The organism is Hymenobacter psoromatis (genome assembly GCF_020012125.1).
Classification (GTDB): domain Bacteria; phylum Bacteroidota; class Bacteroidia; order Cytophagales; family Hymenobacteraceae; genus Hymenobacter; species Hymenobacter psoromatis.
Genome location: NZ_JAIFAG010000001.1, coordinates 3,894,208 through 3,916,851, shown reverse-complemented (window position 1 = coordinate 3,916,851; position 22,644 = coordinate 3,894,208). Strand labels below are relative to the sequence as shown.

Below are 22,644 nucleotides of genomic sequence, written 5' to 3'. Positions count from 1 at the left end.
CGGGCCCTGGTAGTTCACTGGCGCTTATTAGTGGTCACGATGCGGGCCTGCATATTGGCCGGCATCAGCCCCGATTTCTGAAAGATAAGCTGCCCCTTCTGCCCCGCCACGAACGAAACGAAGCCCGACCCCAGCCCCGCCCGCGCCTCGCGGCTAATAGCGTAGATATCGCGCCGCAGCGGGTATTGCTGCAGCTCGGGGTTGTCGCGCAGCAACTGCGGCGTCATCGGGGCCAGGTATACCTGAAAAGGCTGAATATAATCGCTGGGCTTGGGATTAGGGCGGGCCGTGATACTCGCCACCCGAATGCGCCGCCGGTAGTCGCGCACGGTAGGGTCGTCAAAATCCGAAATCCAGTTCACGCCCACTACCCCAATGGCTGCGGGGTGGGTAGCCACATAGTCGAGCAGCTTTGGGTTTGATTGCGCCGCGAAGGCTTTCGGACTCAGCGCCGCGCCGTGCAGCAGCGTGTCGCGCAGGAAGCGGCTGGTGCTGCTGCGGTTGGCATCAAACACCACATTGATGGCCCCTAGCTTTTTCTGGCCGCTGAGTTGGCTCCAGTTGGTGGTCTGGCCCGAGAAGATGCCGCGTAGCTGTGCCACCGTCAGCAGCGAGTCGGGATTAGAGGGGTGCAGAATAATGGCTAGACCATCGATGCCGACTTTGGTGGCGCGAGGCAGCATATTCTGCTTATCCAGCTCCTTTTTCTCGCCGGCGTTCAGCTCGCGCGACGCGACAACGACCTTCACCTTATCGTTGAGCAAATCCAAAAATACGTTGTCTTCGGGCTGGTACGTAACCTTGAGGTGGGCATCGACATAAAGCTTCTGAAACGTATCGACCTGCGATTCCAGTACCGGGGCGAAGGTTTCGTCTACGCTAATGCCGACATGTCCACTGGTGGGCGTGTCAGTAGATTCTTCGCTGGTGCCGGCCCCGCGGTTGGGATGGCAGCTGGTTAGCACGCCGGTTGCTAAGCTCAGCACAAGCAGCACCGCTTGGCTCGGTCGGAAAATAAGGTTAGTCAACGTCATCGGGGGTAGGCTTACTAAACTGAGTGCGGATAGTACGGAAGAGGCGCAGCGCACCGTAGAGCACGAAAATAATGGCCAGCCCCAGCCGGATGGTCGGGCTGAGCTGGAGCAGCGCGCCCGGCTTAGCGGGAGTCAGCCAAAGCAAAACGCCCAGCCCAATGGGTAGTACCGCCCGCACTAACGCGAAGATTCGCCCAACCGATACGGTGGGTGAACCGAGCCGATTTTTAGTGGTAGCAAGCCGGTCTTTGGTGGTAGGAACAGGCATAAAAAAGAAAAGCTGATAGAATACCGTAACCCGCCCCGGCCCCCAATTTGTTCGGAACCCGGCGCGGGCCGGGATTCAGCCTGCAAAAAAGGGCATAAAATCTGAGTTTTCTACTATCCCTACCCCTTTTACTGATATTGAAAGGTAATTGGCAGGGTGAATCGCACCGCCACTGGGTGCTGGCTTTGATAGCCGGGCGTCCAGGCGGGCATCTGACGTACCACGCGCAGAGCCTCCTCATCAAGTCCGTAGCCCAGACCCTTTAAGATAGTCACCTCCGATATTTTGCCGTCGCTACCCACCACGAAGCTCATAAATACGCGCCCGCCCACACCGGCCGCCAGCGCCGCGCCGGGGTAGCGCAGGTGGTCGCGCAAGTAGCGCAATAGCGCCGCCTGCCCGCCCGCAAATTCCGGCATCTTCTCTACAACGATAAATGGCTCGTTGGTGGCCGCCGGGGTTCCCGTGCCACCTGCCGCACCGCCGGGCGTATTAGTCAGCTCGCCCAAGTCGGTGGGGGTAGCCGGCCCGAGCGTAGCCGGCCCCACGGGGCCATCCACTACTTGGGTTGAGGTGGGGGGGGTAGGGCGCGGCTGCGGCGTATCGTCTTTGGCCACTTCGGTGGGCATGACGGGAGCCGGATGCGTCGCCGTGCGGCGGGCAGCAGGCGGAGCCGTTATGGCTAGCTTAGGTTTTTCAATAACTACTGGCTTGACCTCAACCAGAAAGGGGTCTATTGTACGCGTAGTTGCTACCATCGGTACCACTGCTGGAGCCAAGTGCCGCCAAGCGGCCCAGCTCAGTAGCAAAAGCAGGCAGCAGCCCATAGTAATGCCCCCGGCCGAAGCCAGGTTGTGCTGGTAATCTTGCCGTAGCCGGTAGGCGCCGTAGGCCTGGTTACGGCCCTCGAAGACGATTTCATCGAGGTTGTCAGTCAGAAAAGCGGAGAGCAGCGACATAGAAGGAATGGGGAAAATGAAGGGGGTAGGCGCTGGGGGCAGCCAGCTATCCGATTGATGCTACCGCCCCATTTTTTCCACATGCAGTTTTCGTATTTTCTCTAAAAAATAAAAACCTACCAACGCAAAAAGCCCCAACTGCCAGGGCAGTCGGGGCTTTCATCAACTTCTGTGACTTACTGAATTTTCAGCGTTACTGGTACCGTAAACGATACTTTCACTGCCCGGCCATTCTGCTTGCCCGGAATAAACTTAGGCAGCGCCTTGATAGAGCGGATGGTTTCGGCGTCTACCGTGCCAGTGAGGCCCTTCACGATTTTCACGTCCGATACGTCGCCGTTTTCATCTACCGTAAAGCTCGCGAATACTCGGCCTTCTACCTGGTTGCGCAGGTCTACCGCCGGGTAGCGGAAGTTTTTTTGGATGGCTGCCACAATAGCACCCATGCCGCCACCGCCAGGCAGAGCCGGCATTTGCTCCACATAGGTGTAAACCTTGTTTTCTACCACCTCCTCTACCGCCTTATTTCCCTCACCACTCAGAGCACTCAAGTCGGGGGCATCCGTGTTACCTTTTACGGTCACGGTAGCTACCGTCTTGTCCTTCAGCTCCTCCTGGTCAGGTACTTCCTCCTTCTTTACTTCCTCGTCCTTCTTGATTACCGGCGGCGTGAATTTTACCGTCGTCAGCTTGGGGGGCGGGGGTGGGGGCGCTTCGGGGGGCGGGGGTGGGGGCGGGGGCTTGGTCTCGTCCAAGGGCGGCGCATCCATCAGCACATTCTCCTTCAGATTGAGCACCTCTTTGGGCTTACGGTCTTCGAAGAACTTTGCTACGGCCGGGATAAAAACCAGCACCGTCAGCAGTATCGTGCCGATGATAAGGGCCCGCGACACATTGCGCCCGTAAGTACGGCGCAACTGAAACGCGCCATACTCCTTGTTCCGTCCCTCGAATACGATGTCATTCAGGCTGGCATTAGCCAGCTGCGCATTGTCCATCATAGCAGGTTCTGTTTTTTAATGAGTTCCACGTCTTTCTTCGGGATGTCAATCAGCGCGTACTTCTTCTGATTGGTGATGTTCATCTCATCCAGGATATCTACCATATTCTTGTACTTGGCATCCTTACCGTCCACAGAGTAAGGCTCAATCAGAATGATGGGCTCGGGCTGCTGGCGCTGGCGCTCCAGCAGCACCTTGCGGATACCGTTAGCTGAGAAGTCCGTAACCTTAATTTCGGGCACGGACACGCTCTTGTCGTTGGGCTCGTTCAGGCCGAAAAAGTAGAATACTTTGTTGTCGGGAGCCAGAATAACCGTCATGGCCTGCGAGGCCTTGATTTTAGTTTGTTCATCGTCCTTAAGGTTCTTATCCTTCACCGGCATCGTGAGCTGCATCACATTGGGCTTGGCGAAGGTGGTCGTGAGCATGAAGAACGTCAGGAGCAGGAAGGCCAAGTCAACCATCGGCGTCATGTCGATTTTAGTCGACATTTTTTTCGCCCGTTTCTTGCCTCCCTTCCCGGAGTCGCCGCCTTTTTGTTGGATTTCAGCCATGAGTTCAAACTATTTTTCGATGTAGGAAGGCTTCATTTCCAGGCTCGTAAGCAGGTTGAAGCGGTTAATATCCTTTTCCTGCAAGTCTTTGATAACAGTTTGCACTGTTTTCACGTCCGCATCACCGTCGCCCTTGATAACCAGAAAAGTAGGCTTCTGGAACAGCTTGGCGTTGGCTTTGCGAGCCTCTATCACCCAATCCATCATCTGATTATTGAGCGAGTCGTAGGGAATACCTGCTAGGGTCGGGTTCAGCGCCTTGCGCTGTTCCGTATCCTTGTCGAGGTAGCTGCCAAGTTGCGTAATCGGCACCCCAAAGTTGGGGAGCAGCGAAAACTGCTTGGATTGAGCTGGAGTAAAGGTCACGCCATACTTGGCACCTACGGCTTTCAGGGCCTCTTGCAGTATGGGAGCCTTGTCGTAGCCGAAGAAGACACGCTTTTTGGAGTCAATGGTCAGCGTCAGGATGTCGCTTTCGGGGGCGCGTAAGTCGGAAGTCGAAGACGGTGGGTCTACGACTACCGCTTCGTCGGGGCGAAACTGCGTGGTCAACATAAAGAATGTTACCAGCAGAAACGCCAGGTCCACCATCGGCGTCATATCGAGCGACGGCGAGGTGCGATGCGGTTTTACTTTAGGCATTGCCGGGGGAAGTTAAAATGACTGGGCTGGTCATGGGCGAGGGGGTAGGGAAAGGATGAAAACTCAGCGGGCCACGGGCCCGAAAGCCCGGCGTTGGGAGCCGCTCACTAAGTCTGATGCCGACCGGCTACCAATTGCACACGTACCAGTGAAAAAAAATTGGGGCGGGGACGGCGAAACGCCTCCGCCCCTCTTTTCAAGCCAGTGCTTGCGCTATTATACCTGGCGCGCGTTACCGTGCTGTGCGGCGAAGGTCTGGATGATGCTGAAGCCAGCCTCATCAATGCTATAAGTCAGCTCGTCAATCTTGCTAGTGAAGAAGTTGTAGGCCACAATGGCCAAGGCCGACGTACCGATACCAAGGGCCGTGTTGATAAGAGCTTCCGAGATACCCGTGGCCAAGGCCGTAGCGTCGGGGTTGCCGGCCTGGGCCAGTGCCGAGAACGCCTTAATCATGCCGAATACCGTGCCCAGCAGACCTACCAGCGTGGCAATAGAGGCCAGCGTGGAGATGATAACCAGGTTCTTTTCGAGCATGGGTAGCTCTAGGGCAGTGCTTTCCTCGATTTCCTTCTGGATGGCCAGCACGCGCTGGTCGGTGTTCATGTTGGTTTCGCGGCCCATTTCCTGGTATTTCTTCAGGCCGGCACGCACTACGTTGGCTACCGAGCCCTTCTGCTGGTCGCAGATGGCGATGGCCCCGGTGATGTCGTTAGAATTCAGCTTCTGACGCACGCCGCGCACGAATTCTTCGATGCTTTTATCGCCTTTAGCCTTAGCAATGGTGAGGGCGCGCTCGATAGAGAATACGATTACGCAGAGCAGCATCGTCATCAGTATCGGCACGATAACGCCCCCTTTATACACAATGCCCAGGTAGTCACCAGGCTTCGGGTTGTTTTCGGGGTTGCCGCCTAAGAAGTGGCTCGGGTCACCAAGTACAAACTTGAAAATGATAACGCTAGCGATAAAAGCGAGAACGATGACGATGACCGAAAACAGCGAGGCACCACCGCTGCTCTTGGCGGGTGCGGCCTTTGGGGCCGGCGCAGCGGGCCGAGCGCCTGGGTTTACAGCATTTTTCTGTTCCATGAGTCCAGTAAGTGTAGGAGGTGGGGGGTTGGTTGAGGGGTAAAAAAAGAAGGCTATACCAAAGGGTCGGCAAATTAAGCGATAACCGGCCAGACGAACGCAAACGGTTGTTTCGGGGCCGAATCTACGCCGAAGCCAGTAAAATCCAGACTTAGTAGAATTTTTTTTTGAAGGACTGCGGCTTGGCTGAGACACCGACCTGCCCCGTGGGGGTAGTGAATTCGCCGCCTGGATTATTCGGGAACAGCAAATGCAAGGGCATGCTCAGGTTGAGCGGGGGGGGAGGGCGGCCCCGCTGTGCTAAGCTGCCAGGGCCGACAAATCAGGAGGTTAAGCGCGAGGAATTTCGGTGCGCTTGGCCTCGTTCCAATACGCATCCATCTGGGCGAGCGTAAGGTCAGGCAGGGCTTGGCCAGCTTGACTGGCGGCGGCTTCCAGGTATTGAAAGCGACTAATAAATTTTCGGTTAGTGCGCTCCAAAGCTTCTTCCGGATTGATGCCCGCGAAGCGCGCGAAGTTGACCAGCGAGAATAATAAGTCGCCAAATTCCTGGGTGGCGCGGGCGGCCTGGGCCACGTCGGCGGGTAGCTGGCCGTGGCCGTACTCGGCTCCGAACTCGGCTAATTCTTCCTGTACCTTGAGCCAGACCTGGGCCGGGTCGTCCCAGTCGAAGCCCGCGCCGCGCGCTTTTTCTTGAATGCGCATAGCCTTCACCAGGGCGGGTAGGGAAGTGGGCACGCCGCCCAGCACGCCGCCGGTATTGCCTTTTTCCTTCAGCTTGAGCTGCTCCCAATTACGCTTTACGGCGGCCTCGTCGTCGGCGCGCACATCGCCGTAGATGTGCGGGTGGCGGTATATGAGCTTCTCGCACTGCGCGTTGAGTACATCAGCGATGTCGAACGCACCCTGCTCGGCGGCAATGCGGGCGTAAAAGATGAGGTGCAGCAGCACGTCGCCCAGTTCCTTCTTCAGGTCGGGCAGGTCGTGGCGCAGGATGGCGTCGCTCAGCTCGTAGGTCTCCTCAATAGTGAGGTGGCGCAGGCTGTCGAGGGTTTGCTTTTTATCCCAGGGGCACTCCTGGCGCAGGCGGTCGAGCACGTCGAGCAGCCGCCCGAAGGCTTCGAGCTGGGCCGGGCGGCGGTCAGGGGCAAGCAAGGGGTTTTCCATAAATTAAGTAAGCTGAAGCGTGGAAAAAAGCCGCGGCCGAATAAGGGCACCGGCGGGGGGTAGGGGTAGGGCCAGGAAGGAAAAGGCATGCCGATAGGGCAAAGCCAGCTACCCTACCGCCCGCGCCAACGGCCCAAAAACGGGCCGCCGACCGGGTGAATAGCCTACTTTTGCAAAGCTAAAGAAATATCCTGTGACCCTCATAAAATCTATTTCCGGCATTCGGGGCACCATTGGTGGCCCCGCCGGGCAGGGGCTTACCCCCCTCGACGTGGTGAAGTACGCGGCGGCCTACGGCACGTGGGCTGCCACGCAGCCAGCCGCTGGCAAGCTCATTATTATTGGCCGCGATGCCCGCCTTTCGGGTGAAATGGTGAGCCGCTTAGTGGCCGCGACCCTGCAAGGGCTGGGCTTCGACGTGCTGGACCTGGGCCTGAGCACCACGCCTACTGTGGAGATGGCTGTGCCCGCCCGGCAGGCGGCGGGTGGCATCATCCTCACCGCCTCGCACAACCCCAAGCAGTGGAATGCCCTTAAGCTGCTCGACGCGAAGGGTGAGTTTTTGTCAGCCGCGGCCGGCGAGCAGGTGCTAGCCCTGGCCGAAAGCGACAGCGTGGAATTTGCGCCGGTAACCAAGCTGGGCAAGTACACGACCGACGACACCTTTCTGGCCGAGCACATTGCCGCCATTCTGGCCCTACCCCTAGTAGACGCGGCAGCTATTAAAGCCAAAAAATTTCGCGTGGTGGTGGATGCCGTGAATAGCTGCGGTGGCTTCGCGGTGCCGCAACTGCTGGCCGCGTTAGGCGTTGAAACCATCGAAAAAATTCACTGTGAGCCCACCGGCGACTTCGCCCACAACCCCGAGCCGCTGCCCGAGCACCTGCGCGACATCGCTAAAGTGCTCGAAAAAGGCGGCTTTGACCTCGGCATCGTGGTGGACCCCGACGTGGACCGCCTGGCGCTGGTGAGCGAAAACGGCGAGATGTTTGGCGAAGAATACACCTTGGTGGCCGTGGCCGACTACGTGCTGGGCCAGCTCGGTGGCGGCAACACCGTGAGCAACCTCAGCAGCACCCGCGCCCTGCGCGACGTGACCGAGAAGCACGGCGGCACTTACACCGCCGCGGCCGTAGGCGAGGTGAACGTGGTGACGAAAATGAAGGAAACCCAGGCCGTTATCGGCGGCGAGGGCAACGGCGGCATCATCTACCCCGAGCTACACTACGGCCGCGACGCGCTGGTGGGCATTGCGCTGTTTCTGACGCACTTGGCGAAATCGGGCCTCACCATGAGCCGCCTGCGCAGCTCCTACCCCAGCTATTTCATCTCGAAGAATAAAATCGAGCTGACCCCGGAAATTGATACCGACCTGGTGCTGGTAGAGATGGAAAAGCGCTACGCCAAGCAGCCCGTCAACACGATTGATGGCGTCAAAATCGAGTTCGACAAGGAGTGGGTGCACCTGCGCAAGTCCAACACCGAGCCCATTATCCGCATCTACGCCGAGTCGGATTCCAACGCAACCGCCGACCACCTGGCCCAGAAAATCATTGCCGATATTAAGGAGATTATTTCGACGAAATAGCACGTAGGATAAGCTTTTGCTTGCCAGATGTTAAAGCCGAGCTTACTTCACAAACATTAAATCAGCGGCCCGTTAATTTTTGTGGGAGTAGAAGGGTTATTGCTTTCGCAGCCCCTTTGCTTAATCCAAACGGCAAGCTAAAGCTTACGCTATATTTATGTACGCCTACCTCGATAACGCCGCCACTACCCCCCTCGACCCTGCCGTACTGGATGCCATGCTGCCTTACCTGGCGCAGCACTACGGCAACCCCAGCTCGCTGCACGGGCCGGGCCGGCAGGTGCGAGCGGGCATCGAACAGGCGCGCAAGTCGGTGGCGCAGCTTATTAATGCTGCGCCAAGTGAAATCACGTTTACCTCGGGCGGTACGGAGGCGGACAATTATGCCATCTTCGGTAGCGTGCGCTCACTGAGATTGGCGCACGCCATCACCTCGCCCTTGGAGCACCACGCCGTGCTGCACCCGCTGCAAGTGCTGGCTAAAAGCGGCGAAACCAAGCTGAGCTACCTGCGCCACGACGCTCAGGGCCGCCTCGACCTGGCGCACCTGGAAGACCTGTTGGCCACGCAGCCGCGCACGTTCGTGAGCTTGATGCACGGCAACAACGAACTGGGTAACCTCAACGATATCAAGACTATCGGCGAAATCTGCGCCCGGTACGATGCCGTTTTTCACACCGATACGGTGCAGACGATGGGCCACTACCCCCACGACGTGCAGCAACTGCAAAACCACTTTCTGGTGGGCTCGGCGCATAAGTTTCACGGGCCCAAGGGGGTAGGGTTTTTGTACCGACGCGGCGGCGTAGCAGTGGATTCGCTCCTGCACGGCGGCGCGCAGGAACGCGGTGTGCGCTCGGGCACCGAGAACGTGTACGGCATCGTGGGCCTGGCCAAAGCGCTGGAAATCGCCTACCATGATATGGCCGCTCATCGCCAGCACGTGCAGGGCCTCAAGGACCGCCTCATTGGCCGCCTCATGGCTAGCATCGACGACGTGCGCTTCAATGGCCTCTCGGCTGAGGCCGACCAGAGCCTCTACACCGTGCTCAGCGTGAGTCTACCCCCCTCCAGCATCAGCGAGATGTTGCTTTTTAGCCTGGATATCAATAAGGTAGCGGCTTCGGGTGGCTCAGCCTGCACCAGCGGCGCGCAGCTCGGCTCGCACGTGTTGGAGGCCCTCGGGGCCGACCCCGACCGGCCCACCGTGCGCCTTTCCTTGAGCCGTCTCACCACGGCCGACGAGGTAGACTACGCCGCCGACCAGCTCGCCAAGCTTTACCAGCCGGCCAGCGCGTTGCGGTAAGTAAAAATTAAAACAAGAAAATTAGTAAAGACTGGAGTAGTATTGCGGCTACTTCTTTCTACTTCATTTTCCGCTCACCATTAAACGCTCCCCTTTTTGGCGCTGGCTGCGGCGTTATTTCGGGTTTTCGAGGGCTGAAACGCGGGGCTTTGTACTACTCCTGCTAGTGGCGTTAGCGGCCGCCGTCCTACCCCCCCTGCTGCGCCCCACCGACCCCGCCTACCTGCCCGCCGCCGACCAGCGCCAGCTCGATGCCTGGAGCCTGGACCTGGTGGCCCGCCTCGACTCGGGGCGCGCGGCCAGCGCCCGCGCCTACGCCGCGCGCTACCCCAACCGCCGCGGCGGCCCCAGCGGCGGCAGCCGCTACCCCGCCGTGCCGCAGGTGCACCTAGCCCCGTTCGACCCCAACGCCCTCACGGCCGTAGGCTGGGAGGCGCGCGGCGTGCCGCACTTCGTGGCCGGCCGCATTGTCAACTACGGGCAAAAGGCGGGTGGTTTCCGGGCCAAAAGCCAGGTGCAGCGCATCTACGGCCTGCCCGACTCGGTGTACCAGCGGCTCGCGCCGTTCATGCAGCTGCCCGAGGCGCTGCCGGCGCGCGGCGGCGCGGGCTACGCGGCGGGCGGCCGCTTCGGGGCCGGCGAGGGGGGTAGGGACTTTGAGAAAGTAGCCCGTAAGCCGGCCCACGTGCAGCCCTTCGACCTCAACCTGGCCGATACCACCCAGCTGATGCAGATAAAGGGCATCGGCCGGGGCCGGGCTAAAGGGCTGGTGAAATACCGCGCCCAGCTAGGTGGCTACGTGGGCGAAGGCCAATTGGCCGATTTTTTTATGCTGCGCGACGCGCCCGACCTCGTGGACAGCCTGCGCAAATACACGTTCGTGGCACCCGGTTTTGCGCCCCGGCCGGTGCTCGTCAACTCCGCCACGTTTGATGAGCTGTGGCCGCAGCCCTTGGTAGGCAAGCCGCTGGCGCGGCTCATCGTGGCGTTTCGCCAGCAGCACGGACCCTTCAAAACGCCCGACGACCTGCGGCAAATCAAGATTTTGAAGGAAGCCGACTTCGTTAAATTACGACCCTACATCCGCTGCGAATAGGCGCTGGTCGATTGAAACGGCCTTCGTTATTTAAAATCTTTCTAAATTGCGTGAAATTCATTCTTAGCGCCATGAAGGTTTTTTTCCGTCGCATTCATTTATACCTGGCCTTGGCGGCGGGGCTGGTTTTTTTCGTGCAATGCCTGACGGGCACGGTGCTGGTTTTTGAAGAAGAAATTACCCACGCGCTGTACGCTGAACGCTACCAGGTGGAGGTGCCGGCCGGTTGGAATCGGTTGCCGCTAGCCGAGCTGGCCAGCCAGTTTCAGCAGGCCCATCCCAAAGCCAAGGTACTTGGCTTTCAGGTATATGCTGACCCGGCGCGCACCGTGGAGCTAAGTTATCGCGAGGGTAAGGCCCGCCCCGCTGGTCTGCCTCGCGGCGAGAGAGGGGGTAGGGAGCCGCAGCCGGGCCGGGGCGAGCGCGGCAAAGGCCGCCCCGAGCGTGGCAGCACGGCCTACCTCAACCCCTACACCGGCCAGCTAATGACCTTGCAAACGGAAAAGCAGCTACCCGTCTTCAAGGTGGCTGAAGACCTGCACCGCCGCCTGCTGGCTGGCGAAGTGGGCAAAGCCCTTACGGGCCTCTCGGTCCTGTTTATGCTCGTTATTACGGCGACGGGCCTGGTGCTGTGGTGGCCCAGAACGCGGGCTCTGCTCACGGGCCGCCTGCGCGTGAAGTGGGGGGGTAGCGGTAAGCGCATTACCCACGATTTGCACGTGGTGATGGGTTTTTACTGCTCCCTGTTCTTATTCGGGCTGGCGCTTACGGGCGTCATTATGTCGTACCGCTGGGCGACGGAAAGTCTGTTTTGGCTCACCAATTCGCGGCCGACTATTGGGCTCCCTACCCCCCGCTCGGCGGCCGGCGCGCCGGGCCGCACCGTGGCCTACGACGCGGCCCTGCGCGCCGGTCAAGCTACCTACCGCACGGCTGAATTCTGGCGCGTGAGCGTGCCCAAAGACTCAACTGTGGCAATGGCCGTGAGCGCGCCCAGCTTGCTGCCGCTGCGCCACAATAGCCTCGATACGCTGTTTGTGAACCGCGCTACGGGCGCGGTATTGGGTCAGCATCTATACAGCCGCCAGGCGGCCGGCGCGCAATTGCGCCGGCTGGCTAAGCTGCTGCACACCGGCGAAATTGGGGGTGTCTGGACCAAGGCGCTGGCGCTGATGGTCACGCTGGCCAGCCTCACGTTTCCGGTCACGGGCGTGTTGTTATGGCTGCGCCGCACCCGTAAAAAGCCTCAGCGCAAGCCGGGCCGGGTGGCGGTGGCGTAGGGTGCGGGGCTTGCCTCTGCCCAGCATTGAACGGAATCGTTGTGATGGTGCGAATGCCGGGCGGGGGCAAGCCCCGCACCCTACTTCTCCGCGCCGGCTTCCAGGTTGCGGAGCTGGTCGGCGCGCCAGGCGGTGAAGGCGACCACGACCAGCGTCATGATGCCGCCAAAAACTACGCTCGGCACGGTGCCCATGAGCTTGGCGGTGGCCCCGCTCTCGAAGCTGCCAATTTCGTTGCTGGAGCCGATGAAGATATTATTCACCGCCGACACCCTACCCTTCATGTATTCGGGCGTGTAGGTGTGCACCAGCGTGGAGCGCACGATGACGGACACGGAGTCGAACACGCCCGTTAGGAACAGCAAAAACAGCGAGAGATAGAGGTTTTTGGACAGCGCGAAGGCGATGGTGGCCAGGCCGAAGCCCGCTACGGCCCACAGTAGCTTGCGCCCCGCGCCCTTTTTGAGGGGCGAAAACGTGAGCCACACGGCCATCATAACCGAGCCCACGGCCGGCGCGGCGCGCAGGTAGCCGAAGGCATCGGGGCCGCCGTGCAGGATGTTGCCGGCAAAGAAGGGCAGCAGCGCCACCGCCCCGCCAAAGAGCACGGCGAACATATCCAGCGACAGCGCGGCCAGCACGAGCTGGTTGCTGAAAATGAATTTTACCCCACTTAAAATGCTCTCGCTCAGTTTCAAGCGCTGGCCCACGATGGGGGGTAGCGCGCGCCCCGCGATGCTGATGAAAAAGCCCAGCGCCAGCGCCTCCATCACCATATCGACCCCGTAGGCAAACTCGATGCTGCGGTGCAGCAGCAGGCCGCCGATGGCCGGCCCCACCACCGCCGACGCCTGCCAGGTGGTAGAGCTCCAGGTAATGGCATTGGGCAGCAGGCCGCGCTCGGGCAGCAGCTGCGGCATGAAGGAAAATAGCGCCGGCCCCATAAAGCCCCGCGCGATGCCGCTCACGAAAATAACCAAATAGAGCGGCCACACAATGGTGGCGTTCACGGCCTCCACGTGCAGGCGGCCGCTCAGCAGCAGCGCCTGCTGCAAGGGGTGCGCCAGCCACCACAGCGTGATGGCGCACAGCACCAGCACTACTACAGCCGGCACCACAATGCGCTTGCGGCGCACCGAGTCGGCTACGTGCCCGGCGTAGAGCGAGACGGTGATGCTCGGAATAGCCTCGGCCAGCCCGATGAGGCCCAGGGCCAGCGGGTCGTTGGTGAGCTTGAAAATCTGCCAGCTCACCACTACCCCCTGAATTTGGGTGGCAATGGAAAACAGCGCGCGGGCCGTGACGTAGCGCCGGAAATCGGGCACGCGCAGGGCGGCGTAGGGGTCGTGTTTGGCAGCGGGAGGTACGCTAGCAGGCATGGGCAATAAAATGACGCGGAAAAAACAGGAACCGCCAAGGCGGGCAAAGGTAGGCTTGAGGGGTAAGGAAAAGTGGCTTATCTTGCGTGCAAGCCCGCTTTTGTCGAGCTTATCGCGCTCATGACTTCCTTTGGCCTGGATTTGCTGCACCGCCCCGACCTGCCCGCCCTCATTGCCCGGTGGCAGCGCGAAGTGACCCCCGCCGAACTGCGCGCCGGCTACGAAGCCGTGCTGGCCGCCGCCGATACCGTCGCCTGCGGCCGCTGGCTGCTCGACCTACGCCGCCGCGAGGACCTCACCGAGCCCGTTGTCAACACCTGGTTCAGCAGCGTGTTTGCGCCCGCCTTGCGCGGCCGCTACCCCGAAGCCGTGCGCCTAGCCTTTCTCATCTCGCCGCTACGCGCCCAGCAAACCGTGACGGCCATCGTCTCGGCCACCGATACTGACTGCGAAATCGCCACCTTCACCGACGAAGCCACCGCCCACGCCTGGCTAAGCCGCAGTGTAGGGTAAGCTTACCTGCTCCTTCGTCAGCGCCTCGTTCAGGCAAATGGCGGCCTTATTACCTTCGGCAGCGGCAATCAAAGCCTGTTGCTGGCCGGGCGTGGTGTCGCCGGCCGCGTAGAGACCCGGCACGCTGGTTTGCGAGTTTTTATCAACCCATACCGCGCCCTTGCCATTCAGGCGCGCCCCCAAGCTGGCGGCCAACGGGCTGCGTTGCTCCTGCGGCGGGTGCAGAAACAGGGCTTTGCGCTCCAGATAAGTGCCATCGGTAAACTCGATGCAGCGCAACCCCGTGGCCGCGCCGCCCACCAGGCCCGCCACCGGCTCCTCATGCAGGCCGATGCGGTGCTGGCGCAGGCGCTGCCGGCCGTAGGCGGTGAGGTGGCCGGGGCCATCGGTCACCACCACAATATCTTGGCTCCAATTGGTAAGCAGCAGGGCCAGGCCCACGGCCGCTTTGCCGCGGCCGTACACGGCCAGCGGCTGGTCGCGCACCTCATAGCCGTGGCAGTAGGGGCAATGCAGCACGCCCGTGCCCCACAGCTCGCGAAAGCCGGGTAGGGGCGGCAGCAGGTCCTCGACGCCCGTGGCCAGCAGCACCCGGCGGGCCGTGCCCACCCAGGCGTGGCCCTGGCTGGTAGTGCCCGCCGCCCGAAAGCCGTCGGCTATCTTGTCTAACCCCGTGATTTTTAGTTCCTGAACACTAACGGTGGGGTAAGGGGCCAGCTGCGCGTGGCCCAGCCGCAGCAGCTCGGCGGGGCGCACGCCGTCGCGGGTCAAAAAGCCATGCACGCCGCCCGAGGGCGCGTTGCGCGGCGCGCCACCATCGGCCAGCAGCACGCGGCGGCGGCAGCGCCCCAGGGTCAGGGCCGCGCTGAGGCCGGCGCTGCCCGCCCCGATTATGAGGACATCATGGTCCATAGATTACCTATAATAAAGAAGGCCTGGCTAGCCCGAACATTGCGTAGTTAAAGCAACTGGCGGCGCAAAAGTTAAGGTTGAGCTTACCCATTTGCGCCTAACGAAGCTGCCTTTTCTGGCGGGACCCTTATTTTTGAGAAGCAGCGCCCAACTAAGTAGCGCTGGCTTTCCTGTTTGCCATGCACGAGCTTTTTGCTGAAAACCAAGCCTTTCGCGCCAACGGCCGCCTCTGGGTAGAAGGCCCCGCCGACCGCTTCCTGGGCATCGGCCGGCTCGAATTATTGGAGCACATTCAGGCCACCGGCTCCATCTCGCAGGCAGCTAAGGCAATGGGCATGTCGTACAAAAAAGCCTGGGACCTAGTGAGTTCCATGAATACCCAGGCCCGGCAACCGCTGGTGGGCGCGCACGCGGGCGGCGCGCACGGCGGCGGGGCCACCCTTACCGAGGCCGGCGCGGCGGCCGTAGCCGAGTTTCGGGCCATGCAGGCGCGCTTTGCGCAGTTCCTGGCTGATGAGACAGCTCGACTGTATCAGTAACAGTGCGATTGTACTTATAAAAAAACAGGATGAAAAGCAGATAAGCATTCTGCTAAACCCAGCGTTATATTTGCCCGAACATAGCGCACCTTGTTATTTCGAACATGCTACTTTCTTTTGCCAATAGCCGGCCGCGATTTGCGCTTGGCTTGGCCCTGACTCTCGCTGGTCTCACTATGCCAAGGGTTTACGCCCAAGCACCGGCCTTGACGCAGCCGGGCACTACGCCCGCTACGCTACGCCTCGATGGGCTGGTGACGACGCCCCGCACCCTCACGGCCGCCGACCTGGCCGCCCTACCCCCCCGCGAGCAGACCACCACCGACAAGGACGGCAAAAAGCACGTGTACCGCGGCGTAGCCCTGGCCGATGTGCTATACCTGGCCGGCGCGCCGGCCGGCAAGGCCATCCACGGCCCGGTGCTGGCCGAGGCCGTGCTCGCCACCGCCGCCGATGGCTACCAGGCCGTGTTCGCGCTACCCGAAATCGACGCCGATTTCTCGCCCCAGACCATTCTGCTGGCCAGCAGCCGCGACGGCCAGCCCCTACCCCCCCACGACGGGCCCTACCAGCTCATCGTGCCCCTGGAGAAAAAGCCCGCCCGCTGGGTGCGTCAGCTCACCGGCCTGAAGGTGGTGAAGGTGCAATAAGCAAGACATCTCAAATTGGAAAGAACGTCATGCTGAGCGAAGCGAAGCATCTCGCTCGCAGCAGTAATTCCAATCGTTCAACGATGCGAGCGAGATGCTTCGCTTCGCTCAGCATGACGTTCTGGTTAAACTATATAAAATTCTTATATGAAGAAAAAGCTACGCATATTGCGCGGCTCGGTGGCGTGTGCGTCGGCCCTGGCGCTGGCCCAGCCGCTGGCCGCCCAAACCCCGAAGCTGCCCCGCCGCCCTACCCCCCTCGATACGCTGCGCACCGACCTGAACGAGGTGGTGGTGTCGGCTTCGCGGGTGGAGGAGAGTTTTTTGCAGTCGCCGGTGACGGTGGAAAAGCTCAACGCCCGCGCTATTCGGCTGTCGCCGGCCCCATCGTTTTTCGACGCTATCGAGAACCTGAAGGGCGTGCAGGTGATTACGCCCAGCATCGGCTTTAAGGTGATAAATGCGCGGGGCTTCACTAATACGACCAACGTGCGCTTTGCGCAGCTCGTGGATGGCGTGGACAACCAGGCGCCGCACATCGGCGGGCCCATTGGCAACGTGCTGGGGCCGAGCGACCTCGATATCAGCAACGTGGAGCTGGTGCCCGGCACCGCCGCCGCGCTCTACGGCCTGAACGCCATCAACGGCCTGGCCAATTTTACCACCAAAAACCCTTTTAACTCGCAGGGCCTGAGCCTGCGCCAGCAAACGGGAGTTAATCACCTCAACGACCCCAACGTGAAGACGTTTGGCGACGGCGGTTCGCCGGTGCACACTTATTCGGAAACCAGCGTGCGCTACGCAAAAGTGCTGGTGCCGGATAAGCTGGCGTTTAAAATCAACGGCACCTACCTGCGCGCCTACGACTGGATAGCCAACGACCAGACCGACATCAACCCCACCGGCAACGCGACCGTGGGCCTGTTTGGGGCCGACAACCCGGCCCAGGACCAGGTGAGCCGCTACGGCAACGAGTCGTCGGACCGCAAGAATATTACGCTGGGCGGCAAAAGCTACTCGGTGGCCCGCACCGGCTACGACGAGCGCGACCTGGTGGACTACAACGTGCGCACGCTCAAGGCCGATGTGGCGCTGCACTACCGCTTCCGGCCGGGCACGGAGCTGGCCTACACCTACCGCGTGGCGAGTTTCGACAACGTGTATCAGCGCTCGAACCGCTTCCGGCTGCAAGACTACCTGTTGCAGCAGCACGCGCTCACGTTTACGTCGCCCGTGGTGCAGGCCCGCGCCTACCTCACCCAGGAAAACACCGGTAAAAGCTACAACCTGCGCTCGATGGGCGAGAACATCGACCGTAGCTACAAGCCCGATACCCAGTGGTATAGCGACTACACCACTGCCTGGAACGCCGCCACCAAAGGTGGCGCGGGCGTGGCCGACGCCCTGCGCACGGCCCGCGGTGCCGCCGACGCCGGCCGCCTGCAACCGGGTACCGAGGCCTTCAACCAGCGACTGAGTCAGCTCCAGGATATTAACAACTGGGATGTGGGGGCCGCCCTGCGCGTGCGGGCCAACCTCGCCCACGCCGAAGCGCAGGTGAACGTGGCCGAGGCCCTGCGGCGGGGGGGTAGGGCGCTACCCGCCAACCTCGACCTGCTGGCTGGTGCCGACCACCGCACCTACATCGTGGTGCCCGATGGCAACTACTTCATCAACCCCAACCCCGGCAAAGACCCGCTCACCAGCGACCTGCTGTACTCCAAAACCGGGGGCTTTGTGCAGGCGGGTGGGCGGCTGCTGCAAGAGCGGCTGCGCCTCACGGCCACGCTGCGGGTGGATAAAAACGACTACTTCAACGTGAAATTCAACCCGCGCTTCACGGCGGTTTATTCGCCTACCCAGCGCCAGAACTTCCGCCTCAGCTACCAGAGCGGCTACCGGTTTCCGAGCTTGTTCGAAGGTTTTTCCAACGTGAACAGCGGCCAGGTGAAGCGCGTGGGCGGGCTGCGCGTCATGTCGAACGGCGTGTTTGAGAACAGCTATTTGCGCAGCAGCATCGACCGTTTCAACGCGGCCGTGACGGCTGGCATCAACGGCACGCCCGCCCAAACGCGGGCCCAGGCCGTGGCCGCCAACCAAAACCTATTGGTAAAAAACCCCTACACCTACCTGCGCCCCGAGTACATCCGCTCGCTCGAAATGGGCTACAAAGCGGCGGTAGGGCCGCAGGGCCGGCTGCTGGTTGATGTCGATTTCTATTACAATTCCTACCGCGACTTCATTGCTCAGGTAGAAGCCTACGTGCCCCAAACTACCTCCGGCGCGGTGCTGGCCACCGGCACCGACCTCAATACCATAGCTACCGCGCTGAATACCACCTCCATCCCGGCCGGCGGCACCACCACGGGCCAGGCCCGCTACCGCCTCTGGACCAACTCGCAGAGCCAGGTGTATAACTACGGGGGCTCGGCCGGCCTGCGCTACAACCTGGCCGGTGGCTACCTGGCCGGCGCCAACGCCACCTACACCCGCCTCGACCGCACCGAAAACGGCGACGGTCTCGAAGACGGCTTCAACACCCCCCAGTGGATGTATAACCTGAGCTTTGCCAATGAAAACGCTTATAAAAACGTCGGCTTTGGCCTGAATTTCCGGCACCAGGTCAGCTACTATTCCCAGACTTTTCTGGTGAATGGCAGCGTGCCGGCCTTCAGCAGCCTCGACGCGCAGCTGAGCTACTACATACCTGAGGCGCAGGTGCGCCTGAAGCTGGGGGCCAGCAACGTGCTCAATAAGTACTACGTGACATATTTGGGCGGTCCCAGCGTGGGCGGACTCTATTATCTCACGGTGAGCTACGGGCTATAGCGCGGACGCTGCGAGTCCGCGCGTTGCGCCGCCCGAAACCGATGAGCGACCAGCCGGTTTACCCGAGCAACGGGCGGACTCACAGAGTCCGCGCTATATTTTTTTATGATTACTTTCTCTCCGGCCGAGCGCCAGCGCTACCGCCGCCACCTGCAGCTGGCCGAAATCGGCGAGGCCGGGCAGGCGCGGTTGCGCCAGGCGCGGGTGCTAGTGGTGGGCGCGGGCGGCCTGGGCTGCCCCATCCTGCAGTATCTGGCCGCGGCGGGGGTAGGCACCCTCGGCCTTGCCGATGCCGACCAGGTGGAGCTGACCAACCTGCCCCGCCAGATTCTCTACGGCCCCGAAGACGTGGGCCAGCCCAAAGTAGCGGCCGCCGCCCGTGCCCTGCGTCGCCTCAATAACTTGAATACGTATGAGTTGCACTCACTGCGCGTGAGCCCGGCCAATGTGCGCGAGTTGGTGGCCGCTTACGATGTGGTAGTGGACGGCTCCGATAATTTCCCGACCCGCTACCTGCTCAACGATGCCTGCGTGAGCCTGGGCCGGCCGCTAGTGTCGGGGGCCATTTACAAGTTTGAGGGCCAAGTATCGGTGTTTAATTACGAAGGCGGACCCACGTACCGCTGCCTCTTCCCTACCCCCCCCGGCGCGGCCGAAGCGCCCGACTGCAACACCACCGGCGTGCTCAACGTGCTGCCCGGCCTCATCGGCACGGTGCAGGCTACCGAAACCTTGAAAGTGGTGCTGGGCCTGGGCGACGTGCTCAGCGGCCGCCTCTGGATGCTCGATACGCTCAGCTTCCAGAGCCGCACCCTGCGCTTCAAGCGCGACCCAGTGCGGAGCGCCATCAACCTCGATACGGCCGACCCGGCCGACTACTTCGACGCGAGTTGCGCCCCCGAAGTAGCCGCCATTAGCATCAGAGCCAGTGGGTTACAGCAGCAGTTAGCTTTGCCTACACTTCCCTTTCTGCTCGATGTGCGTGGGCCGCTGGAGTTTCAGCGGCGCCACCTGCCGGGGGCCGTGCTACTACCCCTGCCCGAGCTGGCCGCCCGTGCCGCCGAGGTGCCGCGCACCCGCCCGGTGGTGGTGTATTGCCAAAGCGGCGTGCGCAGCGCCCAGGCTGTGGCGCTGCTGCAAAGCCTAGGGTACAAAAACGTGCAAATGCTGAGCGGCGGCCTAGAGGAATGGTAACCGAGGCCAGCTTGGGATGCACGAAACGCTGTATTTCATTGAATACAGCGTATAGAAAAGCAGAGGGAATGAAAACACCGGGCGGGTGTTACGGGTACACTAGGTTCCGGCTTGGTCGATTATCTTTAAGGTCCGCATGAGTTTGCTCGCTACCCCCATCACTACCTTGCACGACGCCCACGGCCGGCCGCTGGAATACCTGCGCCTAGCCGTAACGGACCGCTGCAACCTGCGCTGCTTCTACTGTATGCCCGAAGAGGGGATAAAGTACTTACCTAAGAGCGAAGTGCTTAGCTACGAAGAAATGCTGCGCCTGGTCGAAATAATGACTGGCTTGGGCGTGCACAAGGTGCGCCTAACCGGCGGCGAGCCCTTCGTGCGCCGCGACCTAGTGCCCTTTATGGAGCGCCTGGCCGCCCTGCCCGGCCTCGACGATATTAGCCTGACTACCAACGGTGTGCTTACCGCCCCCTACGTGCCCACGCTGGCCCGACTGGGCGTGAAGGCCGTGAACCTCAGCCTCGATACGCTGGACCGCCAGCGGTTTTTTGAGATAACCCGGCGCGACGAGCTGCCGGCCGTGCTGCGCACCTTTCACGCGCTGCTCGAGGCCGGTATCCAAGTGAAAATCAATGCCGTAGTGATGAACGAACGCAACATTCAGGACCTGGTGCCGCTGGCCGAGCTAACCCGCGACCTACCCGTAGAAGTGCGCTTCATCGAGGAAATGCCCTTCAATGGCGGTAGCCACGTAGCTACGCCAGAGTCGCTACCCTGGCACCACCGCCGCATCCGGCAGCACCTGGAGGCGCACTTGGGGCCGCTCGTACCCGCCCATACTGCCGCCGGGGCTACCGCCGATGAGTACACGGTGGCCGGGCACCGGGGCCGGGTGGGCATCATTGCGGCGTATTCGCGCACCTTTTGCGGCACCTGCAATCGCCTGCGCCTCACTGCCGAAGGCGGCCTCAAAACCTGCCTCTACGACCAAGGCGGCCTCGACCTACGTGCCCTGTTGCGCGGCGGCACCACTGATGAGGGTATTGCCGAAGCCCTCAGCCAGGCCTTCTACCACCGCGCCGCCAATGGCTTCGAGGCCGAGCGCCAGCGCCCCACGCATCAGCTCAATTTTGAGAGCATGGCCACCATTGGCGGGTGAGCTTATTTCTTGTCCAATTAGAATAAAAAGAACGTCATGCTGAGCTTGCCGAAGCATCTCTGCCGCTTCATTGAACGGCCTAAATAGTGCGGTAGAGATGCTTCGGCAAGCTCAGCATGACGTTCTTTTTGTAAAGTTTTGACTAATAAATTTTAAATGAACTTGACTGTTTCTCTCTTTGGCATTGCCCGCGAAATCGTGGGGCAGTCGTCCTTGTCGTTGACCGTGCCGCCGGGGCAGTCGGCTGCCGGGCTGCTGGCCGAACTGCGCGCCACCTATCCCCCGTTGGCCGACCTGCGCAGCCTGGCCGTGGCTGTAAACAACGAGTACGCCGCCGAAGACCTGATGCTGCACGAGCGCGACGATATTGCGCTTATTCCGCCCGTGAGCGGGGGGTAGGGCTGATTTTTTTGCTATGAACGCCAACCACCACATCGCCCTCACCGACCAAGCCATCGACGTAGCGGCTGTGCTGCACGCTGCCGAGTCGGCAGAAGCCGGGGCCGTCAATGCCTTCATCGGCACGGTGCGCAACCGCAGTGAGGGCCGCCGCGTGGTGCGCCTGCACTACGAAGCCTACCCCCCAATGGCGCTCCACCAGCTCGCCCGCGTGGCCGAAATGGCCCAGGCGCAGTGGCCCATGCTGCGCCGTGTAGCCGTGACGCACCGCCACGGTACCCTCGAAATCGGCGACGTGGCCGTAGTCGTGGCCGTATCCACGCCCCACCGCGCCGACTCATTCGCCGCCTGCCAGTTCATCATCGACACGCTAAAGGAAGTCGTCCCCATCTGGAAAAAAGAGGAGTACGAAGACGGCACCGTCTGGGTCTCGGCGCACCCATAGCGGTAAGTGAGTAAGTGGGTAAAGGAACGGCCATGCTTCCTTCGTCAGCATGGCCGTTCCTTTACCCACTTACTCACTTACCAAAAAGTCCGCTTTGCCGCCGGTTTTTTCCAACAATCGAATTTCCTCAATCACGATATGGTGCGACATCGCCTTGCACATATCGTACACTGTGAGGGCGGCCACCGAGGCCCCGGTAAGGGCTTCCATCTCGATGCCGGTTTTGCCCGTAACGCGGGCCGTACACTCGATGAGAAGCGAATCGGGGGGTAGGACGGTGATGTGTACTTGGCAGTCGTCGAGCCCCAGCGGGTGGCAAAGGGGGATGAGGTCGGCCGTGCGCTTGGCAGCCATCACGCCCGCGATAATAGCTGTTTGAAACACCGGGCCCTTACGGGAAGGTAGGTCGCCAGCCTGCACCAGGGCCAGAATATCGGCCCCGAGGCGCACCCTGGCGCGGGCGCGGGCCAGGCGCGCTGTCACGGCTTTAGGGCCCACGTTGACCATCGCTGGCTGGCCGGCATCGTTAAGGTGAGTAAGTTTGGGCGCTACATCAGACATATAGAATAAGGCTCAGCGAAAGCGTAAAGTACGGACTACCGACGGCAAGGGGTGATGACCAGACATAAAAAAGCCTT

At 61.1% G+C, this 22,644-nt stretch carries 23 protein-coding genes; 12 read left to right on the top strand and 11 right to left on the bottom strand.

Annotated elements, in window-relative coordinates; translation table 11 throughout:
- Window positions 1-14 precede the first annotated feature (14 nt).
- From LC531_RS16820 to mazG, 8 genes are all read right to left on the bottom strand, one after another.
- Entirely contained in the window at window positions 15-1,034 is a 1,020-nt protein-coding gene (locus tag LC531_RS16820) for a PstS family phosphate ABC transporter substrate-binding protein (protein ID WP_223652313.1), read from the bottom strand.
- Window positions 1,021-1,302: a hypothetical protein gene (locus tag LC531_RS16815; RefSeq protein ID WP_223652312.1), complete on the bottom strand. Its 282-nt coding sequence runs from the start codon at window positions 1,300-1,302 to the stop codon at window positions 1,021-1,023. Before LC531_RS16815 ends, LC531_RS16820 begins: the two co-directional genes overlap by 14 nt.
- Before the next feature lie 128 nt (window positions 1,303-1,430).
- A complete protein-coding gene (locus LC531_RS16810; RefSeq protein WP_223652311.1) occupies window positions 1,431-2,261 on the bottom strand; it encodes an energy transducer TonB in 831 nt (276 codons plus the stop codon).
- Between the two features lie 176 nt (window positions 2,262-2,437).
- The gene (locus tag LC531_RS22745) at window positions 2,438-3,262 is read right to left on the bottom strand and encodes an energy transducer TonB (protein ID WP_262903297.1); all 825 of its coding nucleotides are present in this window, start codon (window positions 3,260-3,262) and stop codon (window positions 2,438-2,440) included.
- Complete coding sequence (locus LC531_RS16795) at window positions 3,259-3,753, bottom strand: ExbD/TolR family protein (protein ID WP_332874869.1); 495 nt, start codon at window positions 3,751-3,753, stop codon at window positions 3,259-3,261. Before LC531_RS16795 ends, LC531_RS22745 begins: the two co-directional genes overlap by 4 nt.
- Before the next feature lie 72 nt (window positions 3,754-3,825).
- Window positions 3,826-4,458 (bottom strand): ExbD/TolR family protein, encoded by a 633-nt coding sequence (locus LC531_RS16790; RefSeq protein WP_223652309.1) that lies wholly within the window; start codon window positions 4,456-4,458, stop codon window positions 3,826-3,828.
- 216 nt (window positions 4,459-4,674) lie between these two features.
- Window positions 4,675-5,550, bottom strand: coding sequence for a MotA/TolQ/ExbB proton channel family protein (locus LC531_RS16785; protein ID WP_223652308.1), 876 nt, complete (start codon window positions 5,548-5,550; stop codon window positions 4,675-4,677).
- 330 nt (window positions 5,551-5,880) lie between these two features.
- On the bottom strand, window positions 5,881-6,717 hold the full coding sequence (gene mazG / locus LC531_RS16780) for a nucleoside triphosphate pyrophosphohydrolase (protein ID WP_223652306.1): 837 nt from the start codon (window positions 6,715-6,717) through the stop codon (window positions 5,881-5,883).
- A gap of 193 nt (window positions 6,718-6,910) precedes the next feature.
- Here mazG and glmM point away from each other — a divergent pair, with 193 nt between their 5' ends.
- The 4 genes from glmM to LC531_RS16760 all read left to right on the top strand — a co-directional run bounded on the left by glmM (window position 6,911) and on the right by LC531_RS16760 (window position 11,987).
- Window positions 6,911-8,305 (top strand): phosphoglucosamine mutase, encoded by a 1,395-nt coding sequence (gene glmM / locus LC531_RS16775; protein ID WP_223652303.1) that lies wholly within the window; start codon window positions 6,911-6,913, stop codon window positions 8,303-8,305.
- A gap of 157 nt (window positions 8,306-8,462) precedes the next feature.
- Complete coding sequence (locus LC531_RS16770) at window positions 8,463-9,611, top strand: cysteine desulfurase family protein (protein ID WP_223652301.1); 1,149 nt, start codon at window positions 8,463-8,465, stop codon at window positions 9,609-9,611.
- 166 nt (window positions 9,612-9,777) lie between these two features.
- Window positions 9,778-10,707 (top strand): helix-hairpin-helix domain-containing protein, encoded by a 930-nt coding sequence (locus tag LC531_RS22930; protein ID WP_223652300.1) that lies wholly within the window; start codon window positions 9,778-9,780, stop codon window positions 10,705-10,707.
- Window positions 10,708-10,778: 71 nt separating this feature from the next.
- A complete protein-coding gene (locus tag LC531_RS16760) occupies window positions 10,779-11,987 on the top strand; it encodes a PepSY-associated TM helix domain-containing protein (RefSeq protein ID WP_223652298.1) in 1,209 nt (402 codons plus the stop codon).
- Between the two features lie 80 nt (window positions 11,988-12,067).
- Here LC531_RS16760 and LC531_RS16755 read toward each other — a convergent pair whose 3' ends face one another.
- Entirely contained in the window at window positions 12,068-13,366 is a 1,299-nt protein-coding gene (locus tag LC531_RS16755) for an MFS transporter (protein ID WP_223652296.1), read from the bottom strand.
- Window positions 13,367-13,486: 120 nt separating this feature from the next.
- Between LC531_RS16755 and LC531_RS16750 the strand changes: the two genes are divergently transcribed.
- Window positions 13,487-13,879, top strand: a complete 393-nt coding sequence (locus LC531_RS16750) for an STAS/SEC14 domain-containing protein (RefSeq protein ID WP_223652294.1) — start codon at window positions 13,487-13,489, stop codon at window positions 13,877-13,879.
- Here the strand turns inward: LC531_RS16750 and LC531_RS16745 are convergent.
- On the bottom strand, window positions 13,859-14,791 hold the full coding sequence (locus LC531_RS16745; RefSeq protein WP_223652292.1) for an NAD(P)/FAD-dependent oxidoreductase: 933 nt from the start codon (window positions 14,789-14,791) through the stop codon (window positions 13,859-13,861). The two genes, LC531_RS16750 and LC531_RS16745, sit on opposite strands and share 21 nt — an antisense overlap.
- 179 nt (window positions 14,792-14,970) lie before the next feature.
- Between LC531_RS16745 and LC531_RS16740 the strand changes: the two genes are divergently transcribed.
- The 7 genes from LC531_RS16740 to LC531_RS16710 all read left to right on the top strand — a co-directional run bounded on the left by LC531_RS16740 (window position 14,971) and on the right by LC531_RS16710 (window position 22,006).
- On the top strand, window positions 14,971-15,330 hold the full coding sequence (locus tag LC531_RS16740) for a winged helix-turn-helix domain-containing protein (RefSeq protein WP_223652290.1): 360 nt from the start codon (window positions 14,971-14,973) through the stop codon (window positions 15,328-15,330).
- 176 nt (window positions 15,331-15,506) lie between these two features.
- The gene (locus LC531_RS16735) at window positions 15,507-15,980 is read left to right on the top strand and encodes a molybdopterin-dependent oxidoreductase (RefSeq protein WP_223652288.1); all 474 of its coding nucleotides are present in this window, start codon (window positions 15,507-15,509) and stop codon (window positions 15,978-15,980) included.
- A 147-nt stretch (window positions 15,981-16,127) separates the two neighbouring features.
- Window positions 16,128-18,809, top strand: a complete 2,682-nt coding sequence (locus tag LC531_RS16730) for a TonB-dependent receptor (RefSeq protein WP_223652286.1) — start codon at window positions 16,128-16,130, stop codon at window positions 18,807-18,809.
- 105 nt (window positions 18,810-18,914) lie between these two features.
- Window positions 18,915-20,003: a molybdopterin-synthase adenylyltransferase MoeB gene (gene moeB / locus LC531_RS16725; RefSeq protein ID WP_223652277.1), complete on the top strand. Its 1,089-nt coding sequence runs from the start codon at window positions 18,915-18,917 to the stop codon at window positions 20,001-20,003.
- Window positions 20,004-20,139: 136 nt separating this feature from the next.
- On the top strand, window positions 20,140-21,162 hold the full coding sequence (gene moaA, locus LC531_RS16720) for a GTP 3',8-cyclase MoaA (RefSeq protein ID WP_223652275.1): 1,023 nt from the start codon (window positions 20,140-20,142) through the stop codon (window positions 21,160-21,162).
- Between the two features lie 156 nt (window positions 21,163-21,318).
- Window positions 21,319-21,561 (top strand): MoaD/ThiS family protein, encoded by a 243-nt coding sequence (locus tag LC531_RS16715; RefSeq protein WP_223652273.1) that lies wholly within the window; start codon window positions 21,319-21,321, stop codon window positions 21,559-21,561.
- A 16-nt stretch (window positions 21,562-21,577) separates the two neighbouring features.
- The gene (locus tag LC531_RS16710) at window positions 21,578-22,006 is read left to right on the top strand and encodes a molybdenum cofactor biosynthesis protein MoaE (protein WP_223652271.1); all 429 of its coding nucleotides are present in this window, start codon (window positions 21,578-21,580) and stop codon (window positions 22,004-22,006) included.
- 69 nt (window positions 22,007-22,075) lie between these two features.
- Here the strand turns inward: LC531_RS16710 and moaC are convergent, their stop codons facing one another.
- Window positions 22,076-22,567, bottom strand: coding sequence for a cyclic pyranopterin monophosphate synthase MoaC (gene moaC, locus LC531_RS16705; protein WP_223652269.1), 492 nt, complete (start codon window positions 22,565-22,567; stop codon window positions 22,076-22,078).
- Window positions 22,568-22,644 lie beyond the last annotated feature (77 nt).

What these genes read in the sequence shown, in the direction of transcription:
- LC531_RS16820 (WP_223652313.1), bottom strand. Translation starts at nt 1,034, where the DNA reads ATGACGTTGACTAACCTTATTTTCCGACCGAGCCAAGCGGTGCTGCTT.
- LC531_RS16815 (WP_223652312.1), bottom strand. Translation starts at nt 1,302, where the DNA reads ATGCCTGTTCCTACCACCAAAGACCGGCTTGCTACCACTAAAAATCGG.
- LC531_RS16810 (WP_223652311.1), bottom strand. Translation starts at nt 2,261, where the DNA reads ATGTCGCTGCTCTCCGCTTTTCTGACTGACAACCTCGATGAAATCGTC.
- LC531_RS22745 (WP_262903297.1), bottom strand. Translation starts at nt 3,262, where the DNA reads ATGATGGACAATGCGCAGCTGGCTAATGCCAGCCTGAATGACATCGTA.
- LC531_RS16795 (WP_332874869.1), bottom strand. Translation starts at nt 3,753, where the DNA reads ATGTCGACTAAAATCGACATGACGCCGATGGTTGACTTGGCCTTCCTG.
- LC531_RS16790 (WP_223652309.1), bottom strand. Translation starts at nt 4,458, where the DNA reads ATGCCTAAAGTAAAACCGCATCGCACCTCGCCGTCGCTCGATATGACG.
- LC531_RS16785 (WP_223652308.1), bottom strand. Translation starts at nt 5,550, where the DNA reads ATGGAACAGAAAAATGCTGTAAACCCAGGCGCTCGGCCCGCTGCGCCG.
- mazG (WP_223652306.1), bottom strand. Translation starts at nt 6,717, where the DNA reads ATGGAAAACCCCTTGCTTGCCCCTGACCGCCGCCCGGCCCAGCTCGAA.
- LC531_RS16770 (WP_223652301.1), top strand. Translation starts at nt 8,463, where the DNA reads ATGTACGCCTACCTCGATAACGCCGCCACTACCCCCCTCGACCCTGCC.
- LC531_RS16760 (WP_223652298.1), top strand. Translation starts at nt 10,779, where the DNA reads ATGAAGGTTTTTTTCCGTCGCATTCATTTATACCTGGCCTTGGCGGCG.
- LC531_RS16755 (WP_223652296.1), bottom strand. Translation starts at nt 13,366, where the DNA reads ATGCCTGCTAGCGTACCTCCCGCTGCCAAACACGACCCCTACGCCGCC.
- LC531_RS16750 (WP_223652294.1), top strand. Translation starts at nt 13,487, where the DNA reads ATGACTTCCTTTGGCCTGGATTTGCTGCACCGCCCCGACCTGCCCGCC.
- LC531_RS16745 (WP_223652292.1), bottom strand. Translation starts at nt 14,791, where the DNA reads ATGGACCATGATGTCCTCATAATCGGGGCGGGCAGCGCCGGCCTCAGC.
- LC531_RS16740 (WP_223652290.1), top strand. Translation starts at nt 14,971, where the DNA reads ATGCACGAGCTTTTTGCTGAAAACCAAGCCTTTCGCGCCAACGGCCGC.
- LC531_RS16735 (WP_223652288.1), top strand. Translation starts at nt 15,507, where the DNA reads ATGCCAAGGGTTTACGCCCAAGCACCGGCCTTGACGCAGCCGGGCACT.
- LC531_RS16730 (WP_223652286.1), top strand. Translation starts at nt 16,128, where the DNA reads ATGAAGAAAAAGCTACGCATATTGCGCGGCTCGGTGGCGTGTGCGTCG.
- moeB (WP_223652277.1), top strand. Translation starts at nt 18,915, where the DNA reads ATGATTACTTTCTCTCCGGCCGAGCGCCAGCGCTACCGCCGCCACCTG.
- moaA (WP_223652275.1), top strand. Translation starts at nt 20,140, where the DNA reads ATGAGTTTGCTCGCTACCCCCATCACTACCTTGCACGACGCCCACGGC.
- LC531_RS16715 (WP_223652273.1), top strand. Translation starts at nt 21,319, where the DNA reads ATGAACTTGACTGTTTCTCTCTTTGGCATTGCCCGCGAAATCGTGGGG.
- LC531_RS16710 (WP_223652271.1), top strand. Translation starts at nt 21,578, where the DNA reads ATGAACGCCAACCACCACATCGCCCTCACCGACCAAGCCATCGACGTA.
- moaC (WP_223652269.1), bottom strand. Translation starts at nt 22,567, where the DNA reads ATGTCTGATGTAGCGCCCAAACTTACTCACCTTAACGATGCCGGCCAG.